Raw genomic sequence first — 23165 nt, 5'->3', positions numbered from 1 at the left:
GGTGCCCGGCCGCGCGCGGGCAGGCGGCAGGAGGGCTCTGATGGGACGGCGGGGCCACGGCGGTCGTGCCCCGCCGCCCGCAGCCCGCCGGAGCCGGCCGAAGGAGTCCCGCCCATGCGCCGCAGAGCCCCAGCCCCAGCCCTAGCCAGAGTCCTCTCCGTCACCGTCCTGGCCGGTGCCGTCCTGGGCGCCGCCGCCCCGGCCGTGCTCGCCGCCCCAGCCGCACTCGCGGAACCGGACGCGCTCGCGGAACCGGCCGCCGAAGTCAGCCCGCGCACCGTCGCCCCCGGCGGCACCATCACCATCTCCGTCACCTGTGACCCGGCAGGCGGCAAGGCGCCCGAGACCATCCAGGCGAGCTCGCGGGCCCTGGAGGAGGGCACCGTCGACCTGCGCAAGGTGCCCGGCAACGACGACCACACGGCGGGCCCCGCCTACAGCGGCACCGCCCGCGTCGCGCCCGCCCACACATTCGAGACCGGCCCCGACGCGGTGGGCGGCGACTCCGAGTCGGAGGTCGACGGCACCTGCCCCCAGGGCAAACGGTGGAGCGCGACGTTCACCGTGTCCCTCGGCGGCGCCGCGCACACCGACCGGCCCGCTCACACGGATCGGCCCGCTCACACGGATCGGCCCGCTCACACGGATCGGCCCGCTCACACGGATCGGCCCGCTCACACGGATCGGCCCGCTCACACGGACCGGCCCGCGCACACCGATCGGCCCGCGCACACCCCCGCCCCCGTCCAGCACGGCGTACACGCCGGCGAGGGCGGTGTCTTCACCGACTCCGTCCCCGCCCTGGTCACCGGCGGCCTCCTCATCGCGGGCGCGCTCGGCGGCGCCGTGTACCGGCTGCGCCGGAAGGGCAGCGGTGTGCGGGGTTGACGTGGCGACCGGCGCGCCCCGGGCGGGTGTCGACGGCGGTGCGGCATCCCGAGCAGGTGACGTTGTGACCGGTGCAACCCGGGCGGACACTCATGGCGGCGCGGGACCCTGGGTACTGACAGGCCGAGGGAAACGTGCGCCACCGCACGGGCCGCCGGCACCGTACGGGCACGGCACACGCACCACGCGACACGCACCCAGCAGTACGCACCAGGCGATACGCACCACGCACCAGGACCTGCGCGGAGGCACACATGCGGCGGACGGATCCGGAGGGGCACGGTCCCGTCCGCTACGGCCCGCCCCTCCCCGACCAGGGGCTGCCTGTTCTGCCCGGACTCGTGGCCCGGCTCTGCGCCGCCGCCGGCCGCCCCGACGCCGAACCCTCCGGCGGCGGTCCCGCACTCCTCGACGCCGCCTGCGGCTACTGGGACCGGCGCGGCCTGCCGGCCGAGCGGAACCAGGTGGCCGCGGCCCCCGGAGCCCCCGCGCTGCTCCTCGCGCTGACCGCGGCGATCGGCGGCGACGTCCTGCTCCCGCGGCCGTGCGCGGCCTGGTGGGACCCCCAGGTGCGGGCGTTGGGAAGGTCCGCCTTCCACGTGCCGACGCCCGCCGAGTGCGGCGGCGTCCCCGACTCGTCCGCGCTGCTGGAGACCGTAGGGAGAATCCGCGCCGAAGGCGGCGATCCGCGCCTGCTCGTGCTGTGCGTCGCCGACGACCCGACCGCCACCGTGGCACCGCCCGAACTGGTGCACGAGACCGTCGAGGCCGCCGTGGGCGCGGGGTTGCACCTGGTCAGCGACGAGACCTGGCGCGACACCGTGCACGAGCCGCACGACACGGTGCTGCTCAGCCCCGCCGAGATGCTGCCCGACCGGGTCACCGTCGTTACCGACCTGGCCGGCCCCTTCCTGCCGCCCGGCTGGCCCGCCGCCGTCGCCCGCTTCCCGGCGGGCGACCCTGGCGCCGGGCTGCGCGCCCGCGTCCTCGACGTCCTCACCGCACTCGGCGCCCGGGTCGCCACCCCGATCGCCGCGGTCGCCGCGTACGCGCTCGACGAGCCCGCCGAGGTCACCGAGCGCCTCACCACCGCCGTACGCCTGCACGCGCGCGTGGCCGCCGCGGCGCACCACGCCGTGGTCGCCGCCGGAGGGCTCGCGCGGCCCCCGCAGGCCGGACGCCACCTGTACGCGGACCTCGGCCCGCTGCGCTCCGCGCTCACCGCGCACGGGGTCGGCGACGCACAGGAACTGGAGGACTTCCTCACCACCCGGCTCGGCATGCCCGCACCCGGCGGCCACCGGTTCGGCGACGACCTCGGCGCGCTGCGCGTCCGGCTGTCGACCAGCCCGCTCCTCGGTGCCACCGCCGAGGAGCGCGCGCGGTCGCTCACCTCACCCGCGCCCCTGGAATTGCCGCATGTGGAACGCGCGTTGACCTTGTTCGGATCGGCTTTCGACGATCTCCGTGACGACGCTCAGCGATGGGAGCCTCCTCGATGACGCAGCAGTCCGAGTCGACCACGAGCACGAGCACGAGCACGAGCACGAGGACGAGCACGAGCACGACCGCGCAGGAGGACGCCGACGATCCGGCGTCCCTGTCACTTCTCGACCCCGCTTCCCTCGACCCCGCCTCCGAGCCGCTCGCTCCGCTCGCCGAACCCCGCCCGCTGGGCGAGCGACGGATCTGGCCGCGGTCCTTCACGGACCGGCTCACCGCCCCACTGCCGGGCCTCAAGGCCTTCGCCAGGTTCGCCCGTGAGGGCTCGGTACGGCCCGGACGCGAGGGCCTCGCCGACGTACCGCACCTGCCGTACGAGCCGCAGCCGGTGCCCCGGGTGGACACCCGCACCGTCGCCGTCTCCTGGGCGGGGCACGCCAGTTGGGTGATCCGGATCGGCGGGCTCACCGTGCTCACCGACCCGGTCTGGTCCCGCCGCATCCTCGGAACCCCCGCCCGGATCACGCCCGTCGGGGTGCCCTGGAGCACCCTGCCGCGCATCGACGCGGTCGTCATCAGCCACAATCACTACGACCACCTGGACGCGCCCACCCTGCGCCGACTCCCGCGCGGCACACCGGTGTTCGTACCGGCCGGGCTCGGACGCTGGTTCCGGCGCCGCCGGTTCAGAAGCGTCACTGAGCTGGACTGGTGGGAGGCGGCCCAACTCGATCCGAGGGGCGGCGCCGCAGGCGCCTCGGTTGAGGGTGGTGGCGGGCGACGGGCGGGCGTCCGTTTCGACTTCGTCCCGGCCCACCACTGGTCCAAGCGCAGCCCGACCGACACCTGCCGCTCGCTGTGGGGCGGTTGGTTGATCACCGCGCCCGACGGCCGCCGGGTGTACTTCGCGGGCGACACGGGCTACGGCCACTGGTTCTCCCGTATCGGCCGGCGCCACCCGGGCATCGACCTCGCGCTGCTGCCGATCGGCGCGTACGACCCCCGCTGGTGGCTCAGCGACGTCCACTGCGACCCCGAGGAGGCCGTCCGCGCCTTCCAGGACCTCGGCGCCCGCCGCATGGCCCCGATGCACTGGGGCACGTTCGTGCTCTCCGCCGAACCGGTCCTCGAACCGCTTCACCGGGTGCGGGCGGCCTGGGAGAAGGCGGGTCTGGCCCGTCAGGACCTGTGGGACCTGCCGGTCGGGGGAGCCCGCGTGCTGGGCTGAGAGCGGTCACTGGGCCTCGTCACTGGGCCGCAGGTCTGCGCACCCTCCGCCACACACTCGGCACCACGCTGATCAGCAGCGCCAGCGCGACCGCCGCGACCACACCCTCCCAGGGCTCCTTGAACAGGGAGCCGCCGAGGATGCCGATCAACTGGTACGTGACGGCCCAGGCCAGGCAGGCCGGGACGTCGCCGCGGGCGAAGCGGCGCAGCGGCATCCTGGCCATCAGGCAGGCGAGCATCACGGGGATACGGCCCGCCGGAAGGAGCCGGGACAGGACCAGTACGGTCACCCCGTGGTCGTCGAGTTTCACCTGGGCCCGCGTGAGCCGGTCCTCGGGTGCGCGCCGCCGGAGCACCTCCAGCCAGCGCGAGCCGTTCCTCGACCTCATCCCGCGCTTGCCCAGCCAGTACAGCGCGATGTCCCCGAGGAACGCGGCGAGCGCCGCCACCACGAACACCAGCAGCAGCGCGAACGGCGCCGTCTGGTGGAACGCCACCACCGCCGCCGAACTGACCAGCGCCCCCGTCGGCACCACCGGCACCAGTGCCCCGATCAGCACCAGCAGGAACAGCGACGGATAACCGATCGCCTGCTGCGTCGTCTCGGGGGGCACGGTGGTGCCCGCGGCGGCCAGGAACATCACCGGGCGACCTTCGGCCGTACGCTCTCCCCGTGCCCCAGCCGGTGCACCATGACCCCCGGCGCGCGCTCGGCGGCCAGGCGGACGAACTCCTCGCCCGGGGCGTGGAATTCGTGGGGGCGCACGGTGTCCATGCCTATCGGCCAGAACGTGCCGTAGTGCACCGGCACGGCCGCGCGCGGGTCGAGCCGCGCGAGCGCCTGGGCCGCGCGCCCCGCGTCCAGGTGGCCCTCGCCGAGGTAGGGCCCCCAGCCGCCGACCGGCAGCAGCGCCACGTCGACCGGGCCCACCTCCTTGGCCATCGACTCGAACAGCCCGGTGTCGCCGGCGAAGTAGGTCCGCGCCTCGCCCTCGACCACGTACCCGAGGGCCGGCGAGCGGTGCGGCCCGACCGGCAGCCGCCGCCCGTCGTGCCGCGCCGGAACGGCCCGTACGACCAGGTCACCGACCCGGGTCTCGTCGCCGGGCGCGACCTCGGTGAGCCGCAGATGCGCGAGCCGCCGCACCCCCGGCACCTGGCGCAGCGCACTCCTCGGCACCAGCACGCGCGTGCCCGGCGCGAGCCGTGCCAGCGAGGGCACATGGAGGTGGTCGGCGTGCAGATGCGAGACCAGCGCCACGTCCGCCACGGCCGCCTCGGGCGGGGGCGGCGCCCCCCGGCGTCTGCGCAGATGCGCGAGCCGGCGCGCGAACAGGGGATCGGTGAGCACCCGCGTACCCGAATCCTCCAGGGTGCAGGTGGCATGACCCCACCAGGTGATCTCCACCGGCACTTCCTTTGCCTCCTTCGCGCGACTCCCCCTGAGCCTACGGGCAGGAGTAGGGTCAGCGGCGAAACCCGGAGGTGAGGGGGACTCCATGGGAGAGGCACGCACGGCCTCCGGCATGCCCTGCGGCGGGCTCAGGGCCCCGTTCGGACCGGCAGGAGCCCCCTTGGTGCGGGTCACGGCCATCGCCAGCCTCACGCCCTTGGAGGAGCTGGAGGCGGACCCCTTCCTCGTCGACTCCCGCAGCCAGCACGCGATGTGTGCCCACTGGGCCGCCGAGCGCGGCTACGTCGTCACTCGGGAGCTCCTCGTCCGCGGCCTGCGCCCCGACCACTGCGCCCTGTGGGACGGCGTCGAACCGGGCCTCGACCTCTTCGTCGCCCCCAGCCGCCGGGTCCTGGAACGCGCGCTGGCCTCCGTCGACGAGTTCACCGCCGAGTGCGCCCGCCGCGGGGTACGCGTCGAGACGGTCGGCCACGCGGAGCCCTCGTACGACGCCCAGATGAAGGCCCGGGTGCACCGCCGCCTGTCGATGCCGACCGCGGGGTACGACGGCCGCTGAGGCCGGACACCTCAAGGCCCGTGCGCCTGAACGGGCCCGTGCGCTCGAACGCCGGAAGCCCCGTGCGCTCGAACGCCGGAAGCCCCGTGCCCCCGAACGCCAGAGGCCCCGTGCGCTCGAACGCCGGAAGCCCCGTGCCCCCGAACGCCAGAGGCCCCGTGCGCCCGAACGCCAGAAGCCCCATGTGCCCGAACGCCAGAAGTCCCCGCCTGAGCCGGCGACGCTGCTGCGGTTCGTCGACCCATGTCACCGAACGCCAGAAGTCCCCGCGCGCCCCGATCATCGCCCCGCGCAACCCCGATGGCCTCCGAACGCCCCCGCCCGTTGTGACAGGCTGGAGCGTGGCTCGCGTCCGGGGCGGGCCGGGAGGTGAGGTGGCTGGGCGTGGGTGGTGGTCGTTGGCGGAGTGTCCTGAGCGGAGTGTGGCGGAGTATCGCCGTATGGGCCGTGTCCACGGTGACCATGCTCGTGCTCGCGGGGGCGCTTCCCGACTTCAGGTTGCAGTCGGCGGACGGCGACAGCGCCACGCGGATCGCCGTGACCGCGGGCGTCGGCGCCGGGGTCTTCGGTCTGCTGTCGTCCCTGGTGTGGCCGTTGCTGGTCCGGCTGCTGCTCCTCGTACCCGCCCTGGTCCTGGCCCTGTTGGTCTTCTTCCTCAATGGCTCGCTGCTGCTCGTCGCCCTCCGGGTCAACCCCTCCGGGGAGAGCGCGGCCGCACCGGAGACCGCCGTCGTCGTGGCCGCCGTGATGTCCGCCGTCGCCTCCGCCACCGGCGGTGCCCTCGCGGTACGGGACGACGACGCGTACCGGCGGCGGCTGTACCGGCTCGCCGACCGGCGCCGCCGCTACCTCGACGCCCACCGGGGACCGACCGGCCCGGGCACGGTCTTCCTCCAGTTCGACGGCGTCGGCCACGACGTCCTGGAGGCAGCCGTCGCCAAGGGCCTGATGCCCACCGTGGCTGCCTGGCTCGGCAAGGACTCCGCCGGACGGGCCACCCACCGCCTCACCCCCTGGCGCACCGACTGGTCCAGCCAGACCGGCGCCAGCCAGCTCGGCATCCTGCACGGCACCAACCACGACATCCCGGCGTTCAGGTGGTACGAGAAGGAGAGCCGGGAGGTCATGGTCTGCAACCGCCCCTCCAGCGCCGCCGAACTCCAGCGCCGGGCCGTCGAACGCACCGGTGACGGCGGCCTCCTCGCGCTCGACGGCGCCAGCCGCGGCAATCTCTTCAGTGGCGGCGCCGGCCAACTCGCCCTCGTCCTCTCCGTCGCGGCCCGGCGCGGCAAGGAGAACCGCTCCCGCGCCGGGTACTTCGCCTACTTCAGCGATCCTGCCAACGCCGTCCGCACCGCCATGTCCTTCGTCGCCGATGCGTTCAGGGAGATCGGCCAGTCCACCCACGCGCGCGTGAAGCGGCGGCGGCCCCGGGTCAAGCGCGGCGGCCTCTACCCCTTCATCCGGGCCTTCGCGACCGTCGTCGAAAGGGACGTCGTCGTGGCCGCGGTGATCGGCGACATGCTGGCCGGGCGCGCCGCGATCTACGCGGACCTGGTGGCGTACGACGAGGTCGCGCACCACTCCGGCCCGCACAGCCGGGACGCCGAGCAGGTCCTGCAGCGCCTCGACCGCTCCCTCGCACTGATCGCCCAGGTCGCCGAGCACGCTCCGCGCGCGTACCGGATCGTCGTCCTGTCCGACCACGGTCAGAGCCCCGGCGAGACCTTCCTCGCCCGCTACGGCCTCACCCTCGGCAACCTGGTCCGCGCCGGCTGCGGACTGCCCGTACCGCGCAGGGCGCAGCGTACCCACAGCGGCGCCGAGGCCCGGGCGGCCGTGCGGGCCGCGCTGCGCATCCCGGTCGAGGAGGGCGGTGAGCAGCACCGCCCGTCCCGCCGCTCCGAGCCCATCGTCCTCGCCTCCGGCAACCTCGGCCTCGTCTCCTTCCCCGACGTGCCCCACCGGATGACCAAGGAGGAGATCGACACCCGCCACCCGGCCCTGCTGTCCACGCTCGCCAACCACCCCGGCATCGGCTTCGTGCTCGTACGCAGCCAGGAGTACGGCGGTGTCGTGCTCGGCGCGCACGGCGCTCAGATCCCGGTGGACGAGCTGAGCGACGAACACCCGGGCCCGCTGGCCGATTTCGGACCGGGTGCCGCCGACGCCGTACGGCGCACGCACTCCTTCCCGCACGTCGCCGACATCATGGTCAACTCCTGGTACGACCCGGCCGAGGGCGAAGTCCTCGCCTTCGAGGAGCAGATCGGCTCCCACGGAGGGCTCGGCGGCTGCCAGGGCCGAGCGTTCCTGCTCTCGCCCACGACACTGTCCGAGCCGGTCGACGACGACGGCGAGCTGGCCGGCGCCGAGCATGTGCACCGCGTACTGCGCCGCTGGCTGCGCGAGTCGAACGGTCCCCAAGTACCCCTGACGGCCCGCCGGGACGACCAGCGGGCCGCCTGACCCTCACACCCACTGGAAGGGTCATCTCCCCTAACCACCCAGGGGACTTGGGACGGGGCCCGGCACGGATCGCCCTGGCCCGCGCCGGCACCCCGAGAGGCCCAAACTGTCACCGCCGGACGGGTTTGCCCAGCGCGCGTTTCGGCCATAGCGACTGCGCCGCGGGCATATCCCACGCCCCACCGGTCTCTGAGGCGCCGGCGGCTGAAGGTGGTACGTGGGGCGCGGGTCACCCCGAAATTCGGCTGCGCCGCAGTGGACGAACCGCCCGCACTGTTCGTATCGCACACGACGCACCTGCGCGCCTCACTCGAACACTCTCCAGGAGCCTCCGCTTTGCGGCAGCCGTCACTTGGTCATCACCACGGCTACTGCGATGTGCTGCCGGTGCGGCGCGAGCACGGGTATCTGATTCCCCAGGGTGCTCGCCTGCCGTTCACCGCCCGTGGACCGGCCCTTCGCGTGCGATGATCCCGAGTGTGATCGGATGGGGGACACACAATCCCGTCCGACGGGACCCCACGCGAAAGGAAGAACCGTGGCCACCACGCGCTCCGCACACACCGTCTGGGAAGGCAACCTGCTCGACGGCAGTGGCGTCGTCACCTTCGACTCCTCCGGCAGCATCGAGCAGCAGCCCGTGACCTGGGCGTCGCGCGCCCAGGACGCGAACGGTAAGACGAGTCCCGAGGAGCTGATCGCCGCAGCCCACTCCAGCTGCTTCTCCATGGCGTTCTCGCACGCTCTCGCCGGGGCCGGCACCCCGCCCACCAAGCTCGTCACCTCCGCCGACGTGTCGTTCCAGCCGGGTGAGGGCATCACCGGCATCCACCTCACCGTGGAGGGCACCGTCCCGGGCATCGACGAGGAGGCGTTCGTCGCCGCCGCGGAGGACGCCAAGAAGAACTGCCCCGTGAGCCAGGCCCTGACCGGCACGACGATCACCCTGTCGGCGAAGCTGGCGTAACGCTCCGCGAGGTTTCGATGCCGTGGTCCCGTCCCAGGGGTCACGGCATTGTCATGTTTCACCCCGGACCGGGCACTCGTACCTTGCTGGTCCTTGCCAAGGCTTGACAAGGAGGCACTCAAGTTTTGTGCTGGAGTGTGAGACACCCGGGTGGAATCCCTGGCGGAAGGGGACAGCGATGGCACGTGCGGTCGGGATCGATCTCGGCACGACGAACTCGGTGGTGGCGGTTCTCGAAGGCGGCGAGCCGACCGTCGTCGCCAACGCGGAGGGAGCCCGGACCACGCCCTCCGTGGTGGCCTTCGCCAAGAACGGCGAGGTGCTCGTCGGCGAGGTCGCCAAACGGCAGGCCGTGACGAACGTCGAGCGCACCGCGCGCTCCGTCAAACGGCACATGGGCGACGCCGGCTGGCGCTTCCCGGACCAGGGCTCCGTCGACGGCACCCGCTACCGGGCCCAGGAACTGAACGCCCGCGTGCTCCAGAAGCTCAAGCGGGACGCCGAGTCGTACCTGGGCGAGGACGTCACCGACGCCGTGATCACCGTGCCCGCCTACTTCGACGACACCCAGCGCCAGGCCACCAAGGAGGCCGGCGAGATCGCGGGCCTGAAAGTACTGCGGATCATCAACGAGCCCACGGCCGCCGCCCTCGCCTACGGCCTCGACCGCGGCGACGAGCAGACCGTCCTCGTCTTCGACCTCGGCGGCGGCACCTTCGACGTCTCCCTCCTGGAGATCGGCGAGGGCGTCATCGAGGTCAAGGCCACCAACGGCGACACCCAGCTCGGCGGCGACGACTGGGACCAGCGGATCGTCGACCACCTCGTCAAGCGCTTCAAGGGCTCGTACGGCATCGACCTGGGCCAGGACAAGATGGCCGTCCAGCGGCTGCGCGAAGGCGCCGAGAAGGCCAAGATCGAACTGTCCAGCTCCTCCGAGACGAGCATCAACCTCCCGTACATCACCGCCTCCGCCGAAGGCCCGATCCACCTGGAAGAGAAACTGACGCGTGCTCAGTTCCAGGAGCTCACCGCCGACTTGCTGGACCGCTGCAAGACCCCCTTCCATCAGGCGGTGAAGGACGCCGGGGTGAAACTCGCCGCGATCGACCACGTCATCCTCGTCGGCGGCTCCACCCGTATGCCCGCCGTGACCGACCTGGTGAAGGAGCTCACGGGCAAGGAACCGCACAAGGGCGTGAACCCGGACGAGGTGGTGGCCGTGGGCGCCGCCCTCCAGGCGGGAGTCATCCGCGGTGACGTGAAGGACGTGCTCCTGCTGGACGTCACCCCGCTGTCCCTGGGCATCGAGACCAAGGGCGGCATCATGACGAAGCTCATCGAGCGCAATACGACGATCCCGACCCGCCGTTCGGAGATCTTCACCACGGCCGCCGACAACCAGCCCTCGGTCGGCATCCAGGTCTACCAGGGCGAACGCGAGATCGCCGCGTACAACAAGAAGCTGGGCGTCTTCGACCTCACCGGCCTGCCGCCCGCGCCGCGTGGGGTGCCGCAGATCGAGGTCGCCTTCGACATCGACGCGAACGGCATCATGCACGTGTCGGCCAAGGACCTGGCGACCGGCCGCGAACAGAAGATGACCGTGACCGGCGGCTCCGCCCTCCCCAAGGACGACATCGACCGCATGATGCGGGACGCCGAGCAGTACGCCGACGAGGACCGCAAACGCCGCGAGGCCGCCGAGACCCGCAACCAGGCCGAGCAACTCGTCTACCAGACCGAGAAGTTCGTGCGGGACAACGAGGGGCGGGTTCCGGCGGAGTCCGTGACGGAGGTCGAGTCCGCCGTGGCCGACCTGAAGCGGCTGCTGGACGAGTCGGCGGACACCGCCGCGCTGCGGGCCGGGGTCGAGAAGCTCGCCTCCGTCAGCCAGAAGATGGGGCAGGCGATGTACGCCCAGGCTCAGCAGACGCCGGCCGATGCCTCCGACGCGTCTGCCGCCTCCGGTGACTCGCAGCGCGCCTCGGAGGAAGAGGGGGTCGTGGACGCGGAGATCGTCGACGACGAGAAGGACGCGAAGGGGGGCGCGGCGTAGCAGGTCTCGGACGGCGGCCCGGCCGATGCCGTCACCGTCGGCGCCGTGTCACCGACGTGGTGCGTGAGTGAGTGCGACCGAGGAGGGGGCGACTTGGCGGAGGTTCGGCTTTGGCCGGCCGCGCCGGGGCCACCGCGCCAGCCGTGCGCTCTTCACCCGGAGAGCCGTGCGTATTTCTCGCGATACGCCCGAAGGATGTCCTTCGTGTCCTCGGCCGAGGTCGCGAGTGCGGCCATGTGGTCCAGGACCTCCAGATGCGTGACGACCTCGGAGCGCGAGTCGAGGCAGAGCGCGCCGGTCACGTACTCGCTGTAGACGATGTCCGGCAACTCGGGCTCCGCGAAGCGGAACAGCGCGAAGGGCGCGTACGTCCCCGGATGCGGGCCGGCGGCGAACTCGGCGACCTGGAGCGTGACGTTGCCCCACTCGGCGACTTCCAGAAGCCGGTCCAGCTGGTCGAGCATGACCTTGCCGTCGATGCTCACCGGGCGGCACAGCACCGTCTCGTCCATGATCACCCAGAGGTGGGGCGGGTGTTCGCGGGTGAGGAGCTTCTGCCGGGTCATACGCAGCGACACATGCCGTTCGACCGCTTCCGGCCCCTCATACCCGACCGTCCCGGTCTGCAGAACGGCACGCGAGTAGTCCTCGGTCTGCAGCAGTCCGGGCACGAAGTGCGGCTCGTACGACCGGATCACGCGCGCCGCGCCCTCCAGGCTGACGTACAGGCTGAACCACTCGGGCAGCACGTCGTGGAACCGCTGCCACCAGCCCGGCTGGTTGGCCTCCTCCGCGAGCGCGACGAAGGCGGTGATCTCGTCCTCGGCCACGCCGTACGTCGTCAACAGGACCTGTAAGTACGGGATCTTGAGCGCGACCTCGGCCATCTCCATGCGCCGTACGGTCGCCGGTGCGACCCGGAGGACCCGCGCGGCCTCCTCCCGCCGCAGCCCGGCCGCCTCGCGCAGTTCCTGCAGCCGTCGTCCGAGCACCACCTGCCCCACGGTGGGCGCGGGCCGCCGCTCACTCACGCCACGCCTCCCCACGCGCCGAAGTAATGCGAACAGTGTGTCATGTTCCAGTGGAAGTCTCATGAGGGTGTGGCCGAAGTCCGTCGCCCGGGAACGAAGTGACGGTGTGTCAGACCACCCGGCGGTCATCGCCGCGCATTACCTCGCACGTAATCGACCGTCACTCCGGTGCCCGGCAAGGTGGTCGTACCGGATGCCGGGCCGGCGCATTCCGGCCCGGCACCCGGGTTCCACTGACCGTGACCGGCCTCGATGGAGGGTGATTCGGCATGTCCGCAACTCAGCTCGCCGCACTGGCGCGTACGACGGAGCCCCGGGAGATGGTGCGCCGGTTCCTGCTGCTGGACGCGGTGGTGACGGGCGCCAACGGGCTCGCCTATCTCGCCGCGTCGGGGCCGCTCGGGCGACTGCTCGGGGTCGGCGACGACCTGTTGCTCGGACTCGGGGTGTTCCTCGTGGCGTACGCCGTCGGTGTCGGCTGGGCCGGTTCGCGCAGGCAGCCGCCCGTGCTCGCGGTGCGCGCCGTGATCGAGGCCAACCTCGCCTGGGCCGTGCTCAGTTTCGTCGCGCTCGCCGTCTGGTTGTCGCCGACCACCGCGGGCGCCGTGTGGGGAGTGATCCAGGCGTTCACCGTGGCCGGTTTCGCGGGGTTGCAGTACGCGGCACTCAAGGCGGCGCCGCGGCACCCGCGTCAAACAGTCAGCGACTGAAGGTACTTGACGGTCGCCGGGTCGGCCGGGAGGAGAGTCTCGATGGCCAGCTCCGCCACCGTCACGTCCATGGGGGTGTTGAAGGTCGAGATGGAGGAGACGAAGGACAGGATCTGGCCGTCGTGCTCGATCCGCAGGGGCAGGGCGATGGAGGAGACCGGCTCGGCGGACGCGTCGGCGTCCGCCTCCGGAACTGGCTCCGGAACTGGCTCCGGAACCGGCTCCGGGACCGGATAGGCCGCCACCTCCTCGTACAACTCCCGCAGGGCGTCGGAGCGTTGGAGGGCGATCTGGCGGGTCATCTGGGAGAGCAGATGGCCGCGCCACTCGCGGAGGTTGCGGATACGCGGGGCCAGGCCCTCGGGGTGGAGGGTCAGGCGCATGGCGTTCAGCGGGGGTGCGAGGAGGTGCTCGGGGACGCCGTCGAGGAGCAGGGTGATGCCCTTGTTCGCGGCGAGGACGTTGTAGGTCGCGTCGACGACGAGGGCCGGGTACGGCTCGTAGCCCCGGATGAGGCGCTCCACGCCCTGACGGATGGCGCCCATCGCCGGGTCGTCCATGGGGGTCTCCGGGTACCGAGGAGCGTAACCGGCCGCCAGGAGCAGCACGTTGCGCTCCCGGACCGGGACCTGGAGGTGCTCGGCGAGGCGCAGCACCATCTCCTCGCTGGGGCGGGAGCGGCCCGTCTCGACGAAGCTGATGTGCCGCGCCGAGGAGCCGGCCCGCAGCGCCAGCTCCAGCTGGCTCACCCGCCGCCGCTCCCGCCAGCCGCGCAGCAGCGGGCCGACGCCCTTCTCGGGAGGGGGAACCGGGAGGCCGGGGGCACCGGGCGCGACAATGGCCATGGCCCGACCGTAACCGAAACGGCCGAACCGTCGGCACCGCTGGTGGTACCGCGGGCCACGGTAGCCGTCCACCGGGCCAGGATGCGCGGATGTCTGCGGGGCGGGGCCTTCGAAGACGCCCTCGGGTATCCGGTCGAGTTCGACTCGCCCGCCGCGATCCGCGCCGCGCGCGGCGCCCGCGGGGCGACCGGCCCGGTCGAGGACCGGGCAACGCCTGCCTGCCCGGCCGGAGCGACCCCAGGGAAATGCGGACACGCACTCTCGCCGGGTCGCCGTACCGGCGGACGACCTCGCGGCCGAGTGCGTACGGCGCTGAATGCCGGGCATGCGTCTGACCAGGGACGGAGCGGCCGGACTGTGGCACGCTGAAAGAGACCCCCACGATGCGCAGGACGTCACGGAAGGAGCGGAGCCCATGCCCCTCGAACCGTTGTCGCAGAAGGAGATCGAGGACCGGCTGGCGGAGCTGCCGGGCTGGTCGTCGGCCGGGGACCGGCTCGTGCGTACCTACCGGCTCGGCTCGCACTTCGCGGCGACCGCGATGGTCGTGCACATCGCCCAGGTGCAGGAGGAACTCGACCACCACTCCGACCTCACCCTCGGCTACCACACCGTCACTCTCTCCGTGAACACCCACAGCTTGGGCGGCGTCATCACCGAGCGCGACTTCGAGCTGGCGCGCAGGGTGCAGGATCTGGCGCCGGGCCACGGAGCGAGCTGACCGGTGCTGGACTACGAGAAGGAGGCCCGCGACTACGACGTCCTGCGCGGCGGCGAACCCCGGGCCGAGGCCGCCGCCGAAGCGGTGCTGAGCCTCGTCCCCGAAGGCGCGCGCCGGCTGCTCGACGTCGCCTGCGGCACAGGGATCGTGACCCGGCGGCTCGCGGCGGCCCGCCCCGGGACGCGGGTGACCGGCGTCGACCTGACGTACGCGATGGCGCAGCGGGCGGCCGCGCGGCTGCCCGGGACCGTCGTCCTCGCCGACAGCCGCCGGTTACCGTTCCCCGACGAGACGTTCGACGCCGTCACCAGCGTCTGGCTGCTCCACCTGATCGAGCGGCCGGAGGAGGTCCGCGCCGTCATCGGCGAGTGTGCCCGCGTCCTGCGCCCCGGCGGGGTGTACGTCACCACCGTCGACAAGGCCGCCTCCCACAACGTGGGCAGCGACATCGACGCCGTGCTCGCCCCACGGCCCCGCGGCCCGGCCCACGACGCGGCGGCGGTCGTCGGGACCCACGCCGTCGACCACGGCCTCACCCCGGCCGGCCGGACCCGCTTCCGGGGCGTGGGCCAGGGCCGCAGCCCCCGCCGCACCATCACCGACCTGTACCGCGGCTGGTTCACGCTGCTCAAGCCCGACAACCCGCTCACCGATCAGCTCGCGGCCCGCCTGGCGGCCCTCCCGGACCCCGACACCCCACGCCCGGACCCCGAGTTCCACCTGCGTGCCTTCAGGAAGCCCGACGCGTGACTCCATGCCCTTGGGGCCTGTTCTGAGTTCCCCGCCTGCGCCCCGACGCCCGGCACGCACCCCGCCGCACTGCGTCGCAGGACAGGCGGCTCCGCCACATGTCCTGCGACGCCGCACGCCGAGGGCACGCACCGACTGCGGACATCAGCGGCTCCGCCGCGGGCGCTGCGCCCGCGCTTCGCGCGAACGACGGGGAACTCAGAACAGGCCCCAGTCGTACGGGTGGCTGCCCATGCGCGGTCCCCTGCCGTGCCCTCGGGCGGTGAATCGGTCGAGCGGGCGTCCAGGTCCGGCAACCCTCCTGCCATCGGCGGCGACTGAGAGGCGGAACCCGTCTGTCCTCCCCAGGAGGCCTCAGGAGGTAACGCACCGTGCAGTTACGACACCCGCACCCGCACCCGCACCGCAGACGCAAAGTCCTGATCACGCTGATGGCAGCCGCCCTGACCGCCGCCGGACTCACCACGCTCACCACGAGCCCCGCCGAGGCCGCCACCGCCCGGCAGGTCGAAGCCCTCGACCGCGGCGTGGTCAGCGTGCACACCGGCAGCGGCAACCTGGTCAGCTGGCGCTGGCTCGGCACCGACCCCGACAACGTTTCCTTCAACCTCTACCGGGCCGGTGCGTTGGTCAACCCGACCCCGATCACCGGCTCCACGAACTACTTCCACTCCGGCGCCCCCGCCCACGCCGACTACACGGTCCGCCCGATCGTGAACGGAACCGAGCAGGGCGACTCCGTCCACGCGATCCAGTTCCGCGCCGGATACAAGGACGTCCCGATCAGCCCGCCCAGCGGCGGAACCACCCCGGACGGCGTCTCGTACACCTACGAGGCCAACGACGCCTCCGTCGGCGACCTCGACGGCGACGGCGCCCTGGACTTCGTCCTCAAGTGGCAGCCCACCAACGCCAAGGACAACTCCCAGTCCGGCTACACCGGCAACACGATCATCGACGGCATCAAGCTCGACGGCACCCGCCTGTGGCGCATAGACCTGGGCCGCAACATCCGCTCGGGCGCGCACTACACGCAGTTCCAGGTGTACGACTACGACGGCGACGGCAGGGCCGAGGTCGCCATGAAGACGGCGGACGGCACGCGCGACGGCACGGGGGCGGTGGTCGGCAGCTCCTCCGCCGACCACCGCAACTCCAGCGGGTACATCCTCTCCGGCCCCGAGTACCTGACCATGTTCAACGGTCAGACCGGCCGGGCGATGGGGACCGTCGACTACGTCCCGGCCCGCGGCAACGTCTCGTCGTGGGGCGACTCGTACGGCAACCGAGTGGACCGCTTCCTCGCCGGCACCGCCTACCTGGACGGCGCCCGCCCCTCGCTGATCATGGCCCGCGGTTACTACACGCGTTCCGTGATCGCCGCGTGGGACTGGCGGAACGGCCAGTTCACCCGCCGCTGGACCTTCGACACCAACTCCTCCACCAACAGCGGCAAGGGCTACGACGGTCAGGGCTCCCACAGCCTCTCCGTCGGCGACGTCGACAACGACGGCAGGGACGAGATCGTCTACGGCTCCATGACCGTCGACGACAACGGCTGGGGCCTGTGGACCACCAGGACGGGCCACGGCGACGCCCAGCACCTCGGCGACCTGGACCCCTCCACCTCGGGCCTGGAGTACTTCAAGGTCTCCGAGTCCACCTCCCAGCCCGCCGAGCTGTACATCAACCCGGCGAACGGCTCGATCCGCTGGCGGCTGAACCCCTGCTGCGACAACGGCCGGGGCGTCGCCGGTGACATCTACGCCGGCAACGACGGCGCCGAGGTCTGGTCCGCCTCCGACTCGTCCATCCGGGACGAGGCCGGCGCCACCAAGGGCCGAGAACCGTCCTCCGTCAACTTCCTCGCCTGGTGGGACGGCGACACGGTCCGCGAACTCCTGGACGGCACCCGCATCGACAAGTACGGCACGTCGTCCGACACCCGCCTGCTGACCGGCTCCGGGGTCTCCTCCAACAACGGCACGAAGGCCACGCCCGTCGTCTCCGGCGACCTCTTCGGCGACTGGCGCGAGGAGGTCGTCTGGCGCACGAGCAACAACACGGCCCTGCGCATCTACTCGACCCCGCACGAGACAAGCACGAAGATCACGACCCTGCTCCACGACACGATGTACCGCACGGGCATCGCGTGGCAGAACACCGCCTACAACCAGCCCCCGCACCCGAGTTTCTTCCTCGGCAACAAAATGCCGACGGCACCGAGGCCGACGGTCTACACGCCGTAACAGCGCACCTGTGAAGAGGGCGCGTGCCGGACTCGGCACGCGCCCTCCCCATTCGTCCCGCCCGGACCGTCAGGTCACCGTGCAGGACTGGTCACCGAGCTTGAATGCCGCCGGTTTCCCGTTCGACCCCGACCAGCTCCCCGTGAACCCGAAGCTCACCGACGAACCCGCCGCCACGTTCCCGTTCCAGCCCACGTTCGTCGCCGTGACCGTCGAACCCGACTGCGTGTGCTCGGCGTTCCACAGCTGCGAGATGGCCTGGCCGTTGAGGAAGGACCAGTTGAGCGACCAGCCGGACCATGCGCCCGTGCCCGTGTTGGAGAGCCGGACGTCCGCCTGGAAGCCCCCGGACCACTGGTTGGTGATCTCGTACGTCACCGCGCAGGCGCCCGTCGGCTCCGGCTCCGGATCCGTGCCGCCACCGCCGTCGTCACCGCCTCCGCCGCCCGTGTCGGACGTGTCGCCGTAGATGACACCGCGCCCGTTGGTCGCGACGTACACGCGGCCGTAGACCCGTGGGTCGCCGGTGATCGTCGCGCCCGTCCAACCCCACTGGTGGGCGTCGTCGTTGATGCGGGTCCAGGTCGCGCCCTGGTCCGTCGAGCGGAAGATGCCGCGTACGCCGCCGATCTTGGCGCTGGTGTAGAGCGTCTGGTACGAGGCGTCGGCCGCCGCCTTGCCGAAGCCGATGGCGTCGGCCTGTTCGACGCCCGCCAGCTTGCTGAAGGTGGCGCCGCCGTCCGTCGAGTGCCACAGGCCGTAGGCGCCGTCCGGCGCACCGCCCGCCAGCCAGACGTCGCCCTCCGTGCCGGGCAGCGCCTTGAAACGCACGCTGTCACCGCTGGGCAGGCCGGAGGCCGCCGACGCCGTGAAGGTGGCGCCCCCGTCCGTACTCACGTAGAACTGACCGGACTTGAAGCCGTAGAAGGTCATCGGGTCGACCCGGTCGGACTCCACGATCGCGCCCGCCGGGATGCCGCTGGACGCCGACCACGACGAGCCGAAGCCCGTCGCGTGGTGCACGCCCGCGCCCTCCGGGCTCCACACGAACCGGCTGCCGTCCGCCGCCGCCGCGACCGTGCCGCCGCCGCTGACGCCCGAAGGGTCGCTCCCGGCGAACCAGTTGGCGCCGTTGTCCGTGGAGAAGGCGACGTGCGGGCCGGAGTCCAGGTTGCCGACCCGGACGACCGTGTTGGGGTTGGCCTCGGCGTAGTCCAGGCTCGTAGTGGAGGTGAAGTTGGGCTGGGTGTACATCATCGGCGGGACCTTGGTCAGGTCCGTGTGGCGGAAGCCGCCGATGTCACCCAGCGCGCTCAGCAGGGGTGCGCCCGAGGGGGGTGATGCCAGGTCGAGGACCGCCGTCTCCTCCAGGCCCCGCACCATCGGTCTGATGGTGAACTGGCCTCCGCTGTCCCACTGCGACAGATCCTCGGTGCCGTAGATCGTCGCGCCCGTCCCGTACATCATCCGGTTCGAGTTGAACGGGTCGATCTCCAGGGCCTCCGTCATCCACCCCAGTTTCGGGGTCTGTTCGGGAGGCGATGGGTTCGCGTCCCAGGTCAGCCATGGCGAGGACGACACGTCCATGGTGTAGCGGTTCGAGCGGTTCGGATACGATGTGTACTCCCACGCCTGCGTCCAGGTGCCGCCGCTGTCCGTCGAGCGGAAGATCTGCGTGTCCGGCCACCATGAGCTGTACGCCGTCGCCATCACCGTGCCCGGGTTCTGCCGGTCGACCGTCAGCCCGCTGAAGCCGTAGTACGTGTCGGCCTCCGCCACCGGGCTGATGTCCGTCCACGTGCCCGTCGCCGTCGCGTACCGCCACAACTGGCCCTTGCCGCCGTCGTACGGGCCGCCCTTGTCGCTGTACGCGAGGTAGAGGTAGCCGTTCTCGGCGTCCAGCACTCCCTTGTGGGCCAGGTGGCCCGTGGGCTGACCGGCCAGCCGGGACCAGGAGGAACCGCCGTCCGTCGAGCGGTACACCGCGTTCTCCGTGTCGGCGACCCCGACGTAGATGGTCTGGGTCGCGTTCCCGGCCGTGCCCGTCGACTCGTCGAAGGTGACCCAGACGATGCCCTGGTTGTCACTCGCGTATCCGCTGGTGTCGGTCGGGTCCTGCACGTAGTTGCCGACGTTGGGGAAGTTCGTCACCTGCGACCAGGTCGCGCCCGAGTCCGTCGACCGCCACAGGCCGTTGCCGCTGGGCGCCCCCAGGTACAGCACGCTGTTCCGGTTCGGGTCGACCGCGAGCCGTTCGCCCATGCCCCGTCCCGGCATGTTGCCGCCCAGCTTGAACGGCAGGTCCGCCTTCTGCCAGGTCGCGCCCCGGTCGGAGGAGCGCAGCACGGCGCCGTTGCCCGGGTCCCAGCTGTTGGTGTACGTGCCGACGGCCGTGTACACCTTGTCCGGGTCGACGGAGTCGGAGGCCAGGCTGACCACGCCCGTGTGGCCCCAGTCGTCCCAGCCGACCGAGTCGAGCAGCGGGGTCCAGGTCTTCGACGACTCGGCCCAGCGGTAGGCGCCGCCGATGTCGGTACGGGCGTACGCGAGGTTCTGTTCCGTACGGTTGAAGACGATGCCGGGGACGAAACCGCCGCCGTCGATGCGGGCGTTCTTCCAGGTGTACGTGTCGGCGGCGATCGCCACCTTGTCGGTGTCCGTGGCCAGTGCGGGCGGGGCGCCCGCGAGCAGACCTGCGGCGAGGGCGAGTACGGCCGTGAGGATGCGGGTTCTTCGCACGGTGCTGTCCTCTCCATGCAAGCGAGGGTGGGGGAATGCACGGCGCGGCCGGGCGGCCCCCCGTGCGGGTGGGGACCGCCCGGCCAGGTCCTGCCGCCGCCGGGCGACAGGACCTTGCACGCGGAGCGTTCAGCGGGGACTTATTCGAGGAGCTCCGCGTACGAGCCCATGGCGAGGGCTATGTCCGCCTGGGCCCAGAACCGGTGGTACGTGAAGGAGGGCGCGGCCCCGCCCGCCAGGTACGACTCGATCTTCGACCAGGCCGGGTCGTCCTCGTAGAACGAGCGGATCGAGTCGAAGGTCGACGACGAGTCGATCGTGTCGCCGCCTGGCATGGTGCCGGTCCAGCCGCTCGGGACGTACACGGCGTCGTCGAAGCGGTTGTAGTCGGCGCGGGTCTCCGGGACGGCGATGCCGAGCCCGTCCTGGTGGTGCTCCCACATGCCGTCGAGCAGCGCCTTCGCCGTCGCCGCCGCCTCGGCGCTGCCTGCGCGGTCGGCGTAGTACGTCAGCGTCTTGGCGTACGCGGCCGCCACGCCCACGTCGTCCGTGTAGTCGGTGACGGTCACGTGCAGGTCGCTGTTGGCGCCCGGGGCGGCGGCGTTCCAGGTGTCGGGGGCGCCCGACCACTGGAGCGTGGCAGGAATCCGGTACGTGCCGTCCGGGTTGACGGTCGTCTCGGACAGCGCCCAGTCGACCCACTTGTCGAGGACCGTCTTGGCCTGCGCGTTCCCCGTCTGCTGGTAGTACTCGGCGACCCGCTCCATGGACCACGCCTGGAAGCCGAACCACTGGTTGGACGGCGGGTCGTGGTACACGGGCTTCTCGTCGTAGTACATGCCGTAGAAGGTCGGCGTCCCGGCCGGGGGAGTCGCGTAGCGTCCCGCCCAGCTGTTGGTCGCGCCGCCCGCGATGCCGCCCTCGTCGGACTGCAGCCAGCGGTAGAACTCGATCTGCCGTTGCAGGGACGTGGCCCAGTCCGCCTGTCCTGTCGCCGACTTGGGCTTCAGGTCGGGGTAGTTGGCGAGGGCGTACGCGGCCAGGGGGTTCTGGTAGCCGCCGTGCGCGTGGCTGGAGCCGATGCGCCAGGCCCAGCCCGCCGAGGTGTCGGTGGCGCCGCCCCACGCGTAGTACCAGGAGAGCAGGTAGTGCGAGGAGTCCTTGCCGGTGCCGGCCGGGCAGGAGGAGGCCCCGACACAGTTACCGATCTTCTTGTAGTACTTGTCGTACATGGCGTAGCGCAGGTAGTCGCCCATCTTCGCGGCCTTGTCGAGGGTCGCGGAGATCTCGCCGCCCTTGCCCTGTTCCTCGGCCCAGATGTCCGCCCAGTACGCGGCCTGCACGGCGCGCGCGTCGGCGTCCGGGGCGTTGGTGAACTTCCACTGCTTCGCGTACGACGCGTCACCGGTGAACAGGTCCAGGTACCCGTTCGGCCCGCCGTACTTGAAGTCGTCGCAGGTGGGCTGCGGGATGGTCTCCCACACCGACTCCTGCGGGCCGCGCTGGAAGGTGTTGATGTACGACGGTCCGGTGTCCGTCGGGCCCGCCTCGCAGTTGCCGGGCGAGTTGCCGTATCCGTACACGTTGTCGACGTCCTGCAGCCAGTGCATGCCGTACACGTCGTCCGTGCCGTACGCGCTCTTCAGCTCGGCGGCGATCGGGTCCTGGCCGACGGAGACGCCGGTGTCGAGCGGGGCCGGATACTGGCTCGGCAGGTCCAGCTCGGGGGCGTAGGTGGCCGGCTTGGAGGCGGTGTAGAAGGAGTTGGTCGGCTGGTCGGCGTGGGTCGGGATCATGTACTGCTCCATGAGATCCCAGGCCGCGTTGAACCGGGACCAGTCGCCGCTCACCTTGCCGTACATGGCCTGGAGCCACAGGAGGTAGCTGTACGCCTCCGAGGTGGTCTCATGGCCGTGGTCCGGCGCCTCGACGATCAGCGTCTCCACCGAGTGGTAGGGGATGCCCTCGGGGGAGAAGTAGCCGTTCGCCGGGTCGGTGATCTTCCCATAGAGCTCCAGGAAGCGGGCGTCGTACGCCTTCGTCGCGCCGAGCTGGGTGACGGTCACCGTGGCCGTGGCGTGGCCGGTGGCCGTCGACTCGAAGGTCGCCGAGCCGGTGCCGGAGGAGTCGGCGCTGATGGTCACCTGCCGTGCGGTGTCCCAGTTCGACGGGGTGAAGGTGAGGCTCGCGCCACCGGTGACGGACAGCCCCGCGTTACCGCTCGTCCGGGCGGTCGTGACGGTCACGTTCCCTGACGGCTGTGTCGAGAGTTTCACCTCGTACGTGCCCGACTCGCCCTGCCGGACCCCCAGTTGGGCCGGTGAGGCCACCACGGCGGGACCCGAGGCGACCATGATGCCGACCGGTGCGGAACTCGCCGACGCGCCCAGGCTGTCGTACGCCTTCGCCACCAGCGAATGACTGCCCACGGCCAGACCGGTGGCCGAGTGGGTGTACGGCGCGGTCGTGTCCGTGCCCAGCAGCGTCGTGTCGTCGTAGAACTCGACCCTGGTGATGGTCGCGTCGTCGGCGGCGGCCGCGGTGGCGGCGAGCGGCACCGGGTCGCCCTGGGAGTACGTGGCACCCGCGGCCGGGCTGGTCAGCACGGTGATCGGCGGCTGGTGGGCACCCGCGCAGGTCGTGCCGTTGACGGCGAAGTTCGTCGGCGCCGCGTTCGTGCCGCTGTAGGTGAACTGCCCGCCGGTCGTCACGGCGGCCCCGACGGCGATCGTGCCGTTCCAGGACGTGCTCTGCACGGTGACCGTCCGGCCGGACTGGGACCAGGTGCCGTTCCAGCCGTTGGTGAGCGTCTGGTTGCCCGTGTAGTCGTACGTCAGGGTCCAGCCGTCGATGGCCTCGGTGCCCCGGTTGGTGATCGTGAGGTCGGCGGTGAAGCCCGACCCCCAGTCATTGGTCGTGTAGTCGACACTGCACTGAACTGCCGCTGCCTGTGCGGGAGTTGTACCGGTGGCCAACATCGTCAACGGAAGTGCGAAGGCCGCCACAACGGCGGTCCAAAGGCGCCGCAGCCGAAGGGGCGCGACTGTGTCGAGAGATCGAGCGCGCGGAGGCCCGAAGGACTGAGCACGGTCGG

Annotated in this window: 17 protein-coding genes; 11 read left to right on the top strand and 6 right to left on the bottom strand. The window is 71.7% G+C overall.

Annotated elements, in window-relative coordinates; genetic code table 11:
* Nucleotides 1-114: 114 nt before the first annotated feature.
* The 3 genes from ACWD3C_RS15420 (at nt 115) to ACWD3C_RS15410 (ending at nt 3559) form a co-directional block, all read left to right on the top strand.
* Nucleotides 115-888: a hypothetical protein gene (locus tag ACWD3C_RS15420; RefSeq protein WP_451144011.1), complete on the top strand. Its 774-nt coding sequence runs from the start codon at nt 115-117 to the stop codon at nt 886-888.
* 254 nt (nt 889-1142) lie between these two features.
* A complete protein-coding gene (locus ACWD3C_RS15415) occupies nt 1143-2390 on the top strand; it encodes an aminotransferase class I/II-fold pyridoxal phosphate-dependent enzyme (protein WP_451144009.1) in 1248 nt (415 codons plus the stop codon).
* On the top strand, nt 2387-3559 hold the full coding sequence (locus ACWD3C_RS15410; RefSeq protein WP_451144007.1) for an MBL fold metallo-hydrolase: 1173 nt from the start codon (nt 2387-2389) through the stop codon (nt 3557-3559). The genes ACWD3C_RS15415 and ACWD3C_RS15410 overlap by 4 nt, the downstream gene beginning before the upstream one ends.
* A 19-nt stretch (nt 3560-3578) precedes the next feature.
* Here ACWD3C_RS15410 and ACWD3C_RS15405 read toward each other — a convergent pair whose 3' ends face one another.
* Together ACWD3C_RS15405 and ACWD3C_RS15400 are read right to left on the bottom strand one after the other, a co-directional pair.
* Nucleotides 3579-4205, bottom strand: coding sequence for a DedA family protein (locus ACWD3C_RS15405; protein ID WP_451144005.1), 627 nt, complete (start codon nt 4203-4205; stop codon nt 3579-3581).
* On the bottom strand, nt 4202-4975 hold the full coding sequence (locus ACWD3C_RS15400; RefSeq protein WP_451144003.1) for an MBL fold metallo-hydrolase: 774 nt from the start codon (nt 4973-4975) through the stop codon (nt 4202-4204). The genes ACWD3C_RS15405 and ACWD3C_RS15400 overlap by 4 nt, the downstream gene beginning before the upstream one ends.
* 112 nt (nt 4976-5087) lie before the next feature.
* Here ACWD3C_RS15400 and ACWD3C_RS15395 point away from each other — a divergent pair, with 112 nt between their 5' ends.
* The 4 genes from ACWD3C_RS15395 to dnaK all read left to right on the top strand — a co-directional run bounded on the left by ACWD3C_RS15395 (nt 5088) and on the right by dnaK (nt 11026).
* Entirely contained in the window at nt 5088-5531 is a 444-nt protein-coding gene (locus tag ACWD3C_RS15395) for a hypothetical protein (protein ID WP_451144194.1), read from the top strand.
* Between the two features lie 384 nt (nt 5532-5915).
* Entirely contained in the window at nt 5916-8000 is a 2085-nt protein-coding gene (locus ACWD3C_RS15390) for an alkaline phosphatase family protein (protein ID WP_451144001.1), read from the top strand.
* 538 nt (nt 8001-8538) lie between these two features.
* Nucleotides 8539-8967, top strand: a complete 429-nt coding sequence (locus ACWD3C_RS15385; protein WP_451143999.1) for an OsmC family protein — start codon at nt 8539-8541, stop codon at nt 8965-8967.
* Nucleotides 8968-9145: 178 nt separating this feature from the next.
* On the top strand, nt 9146-11026 hold the full coding sequence (gene dnaK, locus ACWD3C_RS15380; RefSeq protein ID WP_451143997.1) for a molecular chaperone DnaK: 1881 nt from the start codon (nt 9146-9148) through the stop codon (nt 11024-11026).
* A gap of 152 nt (nt 11027-11178) precedes the next feature.
* Here dnaK and ACWD3C_RS15375 read toward each other — a convergent pair whose 3' ends face one another.
* Entirely contained in the window at nt 11179-12057 is an 879-nt protein-coding gene (locus ACWD3C_RS15375) for a helix-turn-helix domain-containing protein (protein WP_451143995.1), read from the bottom strand.
* A gap of 269 nt (nt 12058-12326) precedes the next feature.
* Between ACWD3C_RS15375 and ACWD3C_RS15370 the strand changes: the two genes are divergently transcribed.
* Nucleotides 12327-12767, top strand: coding sequence for a hypothetical protein (locus ACWD3C_RS15370; RefSeq protein ID WP_451143993.1), 441 nt, complete (start codon nt 12327-12329; stop codon nt 12765-12767).
* Here ACWD3C_RS15370 and ACWD3C_RS15365 read toward each other — a convergent pair.
* Nucleotides 12749-13612, bottom strand: a complete 864-nt coding sequence (locus ACWD3C_RS15365; protein WP_451143991.1) for a helix-turn-helix domain-containing protein — start codon at nt 13610-13612, stop codon at nt 12749-12751. The genes ACWD3C_RS15370 and ACWD3C_RS15365 overlap by 19 nt on opposite strands.
* A 415-nt stretch (nt 13613-14027) precedes the next feature.
* Here ACWD3C_RS15365 and ACWD3C_RS15360 point away from each other — a divergent pair, with 415 nt between their 5' ends.
* The 3 genes from ACWD3C_RS15360 (at nt 14028) to ACWD3C_RS15350 (ending at nt 17332) form a co-directional block, all read left to right on the top strand.
* On the top strand, nt 14028-14333 hold the full coding sequence (locus ACWD3C_RS15360) for a 4a-hydroxytetrahydrobiopterin dehydratase (protein WP_451143989.1): 306 nt from the start codon (nt 14028-14030) through the stop codon (nt 14331-14333).
* A 3-nt stretch (nt 14334-14336) separates the two neighbouring features.
* The gene (locus ACWD3C_RS15355) at nt 14337-15083 is read left to right on the top strand and encodes a class I SAM-dependent methyltransferase (RefSeq protein ID WP_451143987.1); all 747 of its coding nucleotides are present in this window, start codon (nt 14337-14339) and stop codon (nt 15081-15083) included.
* Between the two features lie 431 nt (nt 15084-15514).
* Nucleotides 15515-17332, top strand: a complete 1818-nt coding sequence (locus tag ACWD3C_RS15350) for a rhamnogalacturonan lyase (RefSeq protein WP_451144192.1) — start codon at nt 15515-15517, stop codon at nt 17330-17332.
* 69 nt (nt 17333-17401) lie between these two features.
* Here ACWD3C_RS15350 and ACWD3C_RS15345 read toward each other — a convergent pair whose 3' ends face one another.
* Together ACWD3C_RS15345 and ACWD3C_RS15340 are read right to left on the bottom strand one after the other, a co-directional pair.
* Nucleotides 17402-20071 (bottom strand): cellulose binding domain-containing protein, encoded by a 2670-nt coding sequence (locus tag ACWD3C_RS15345; protein WP_451143985.1) that lies wholly within the window; start codon nt 20069-20071, stop codon nt 17402-17404.
* Between the two features lie 140 nt (nt 20072-20211).
* Nucleotides 20212-23049 carry a glycoside hydrolase family 48 protein gene (locus tag ACWD3C_RS15340; RefSeq protein WP_451143983.1) on the bottom strand — a complete coding sequence of 946 codons (2838 nt, stop codon included), beginning with the start codon at nt 23047-23049 and terminating at the stop codon, nt 20212-20214.
* Nucleotides 23050-23165 lie beyond the last annotated feature (116 nt).

The organism is Streptomyces sp. NPDC002845 (assembly GCF_053591955.1).
The sequence above is the reverse complement of the archived record's forward strand: the minus strand, read 5'-3'. Positions and strand labels throughout refer to the sequence as shown.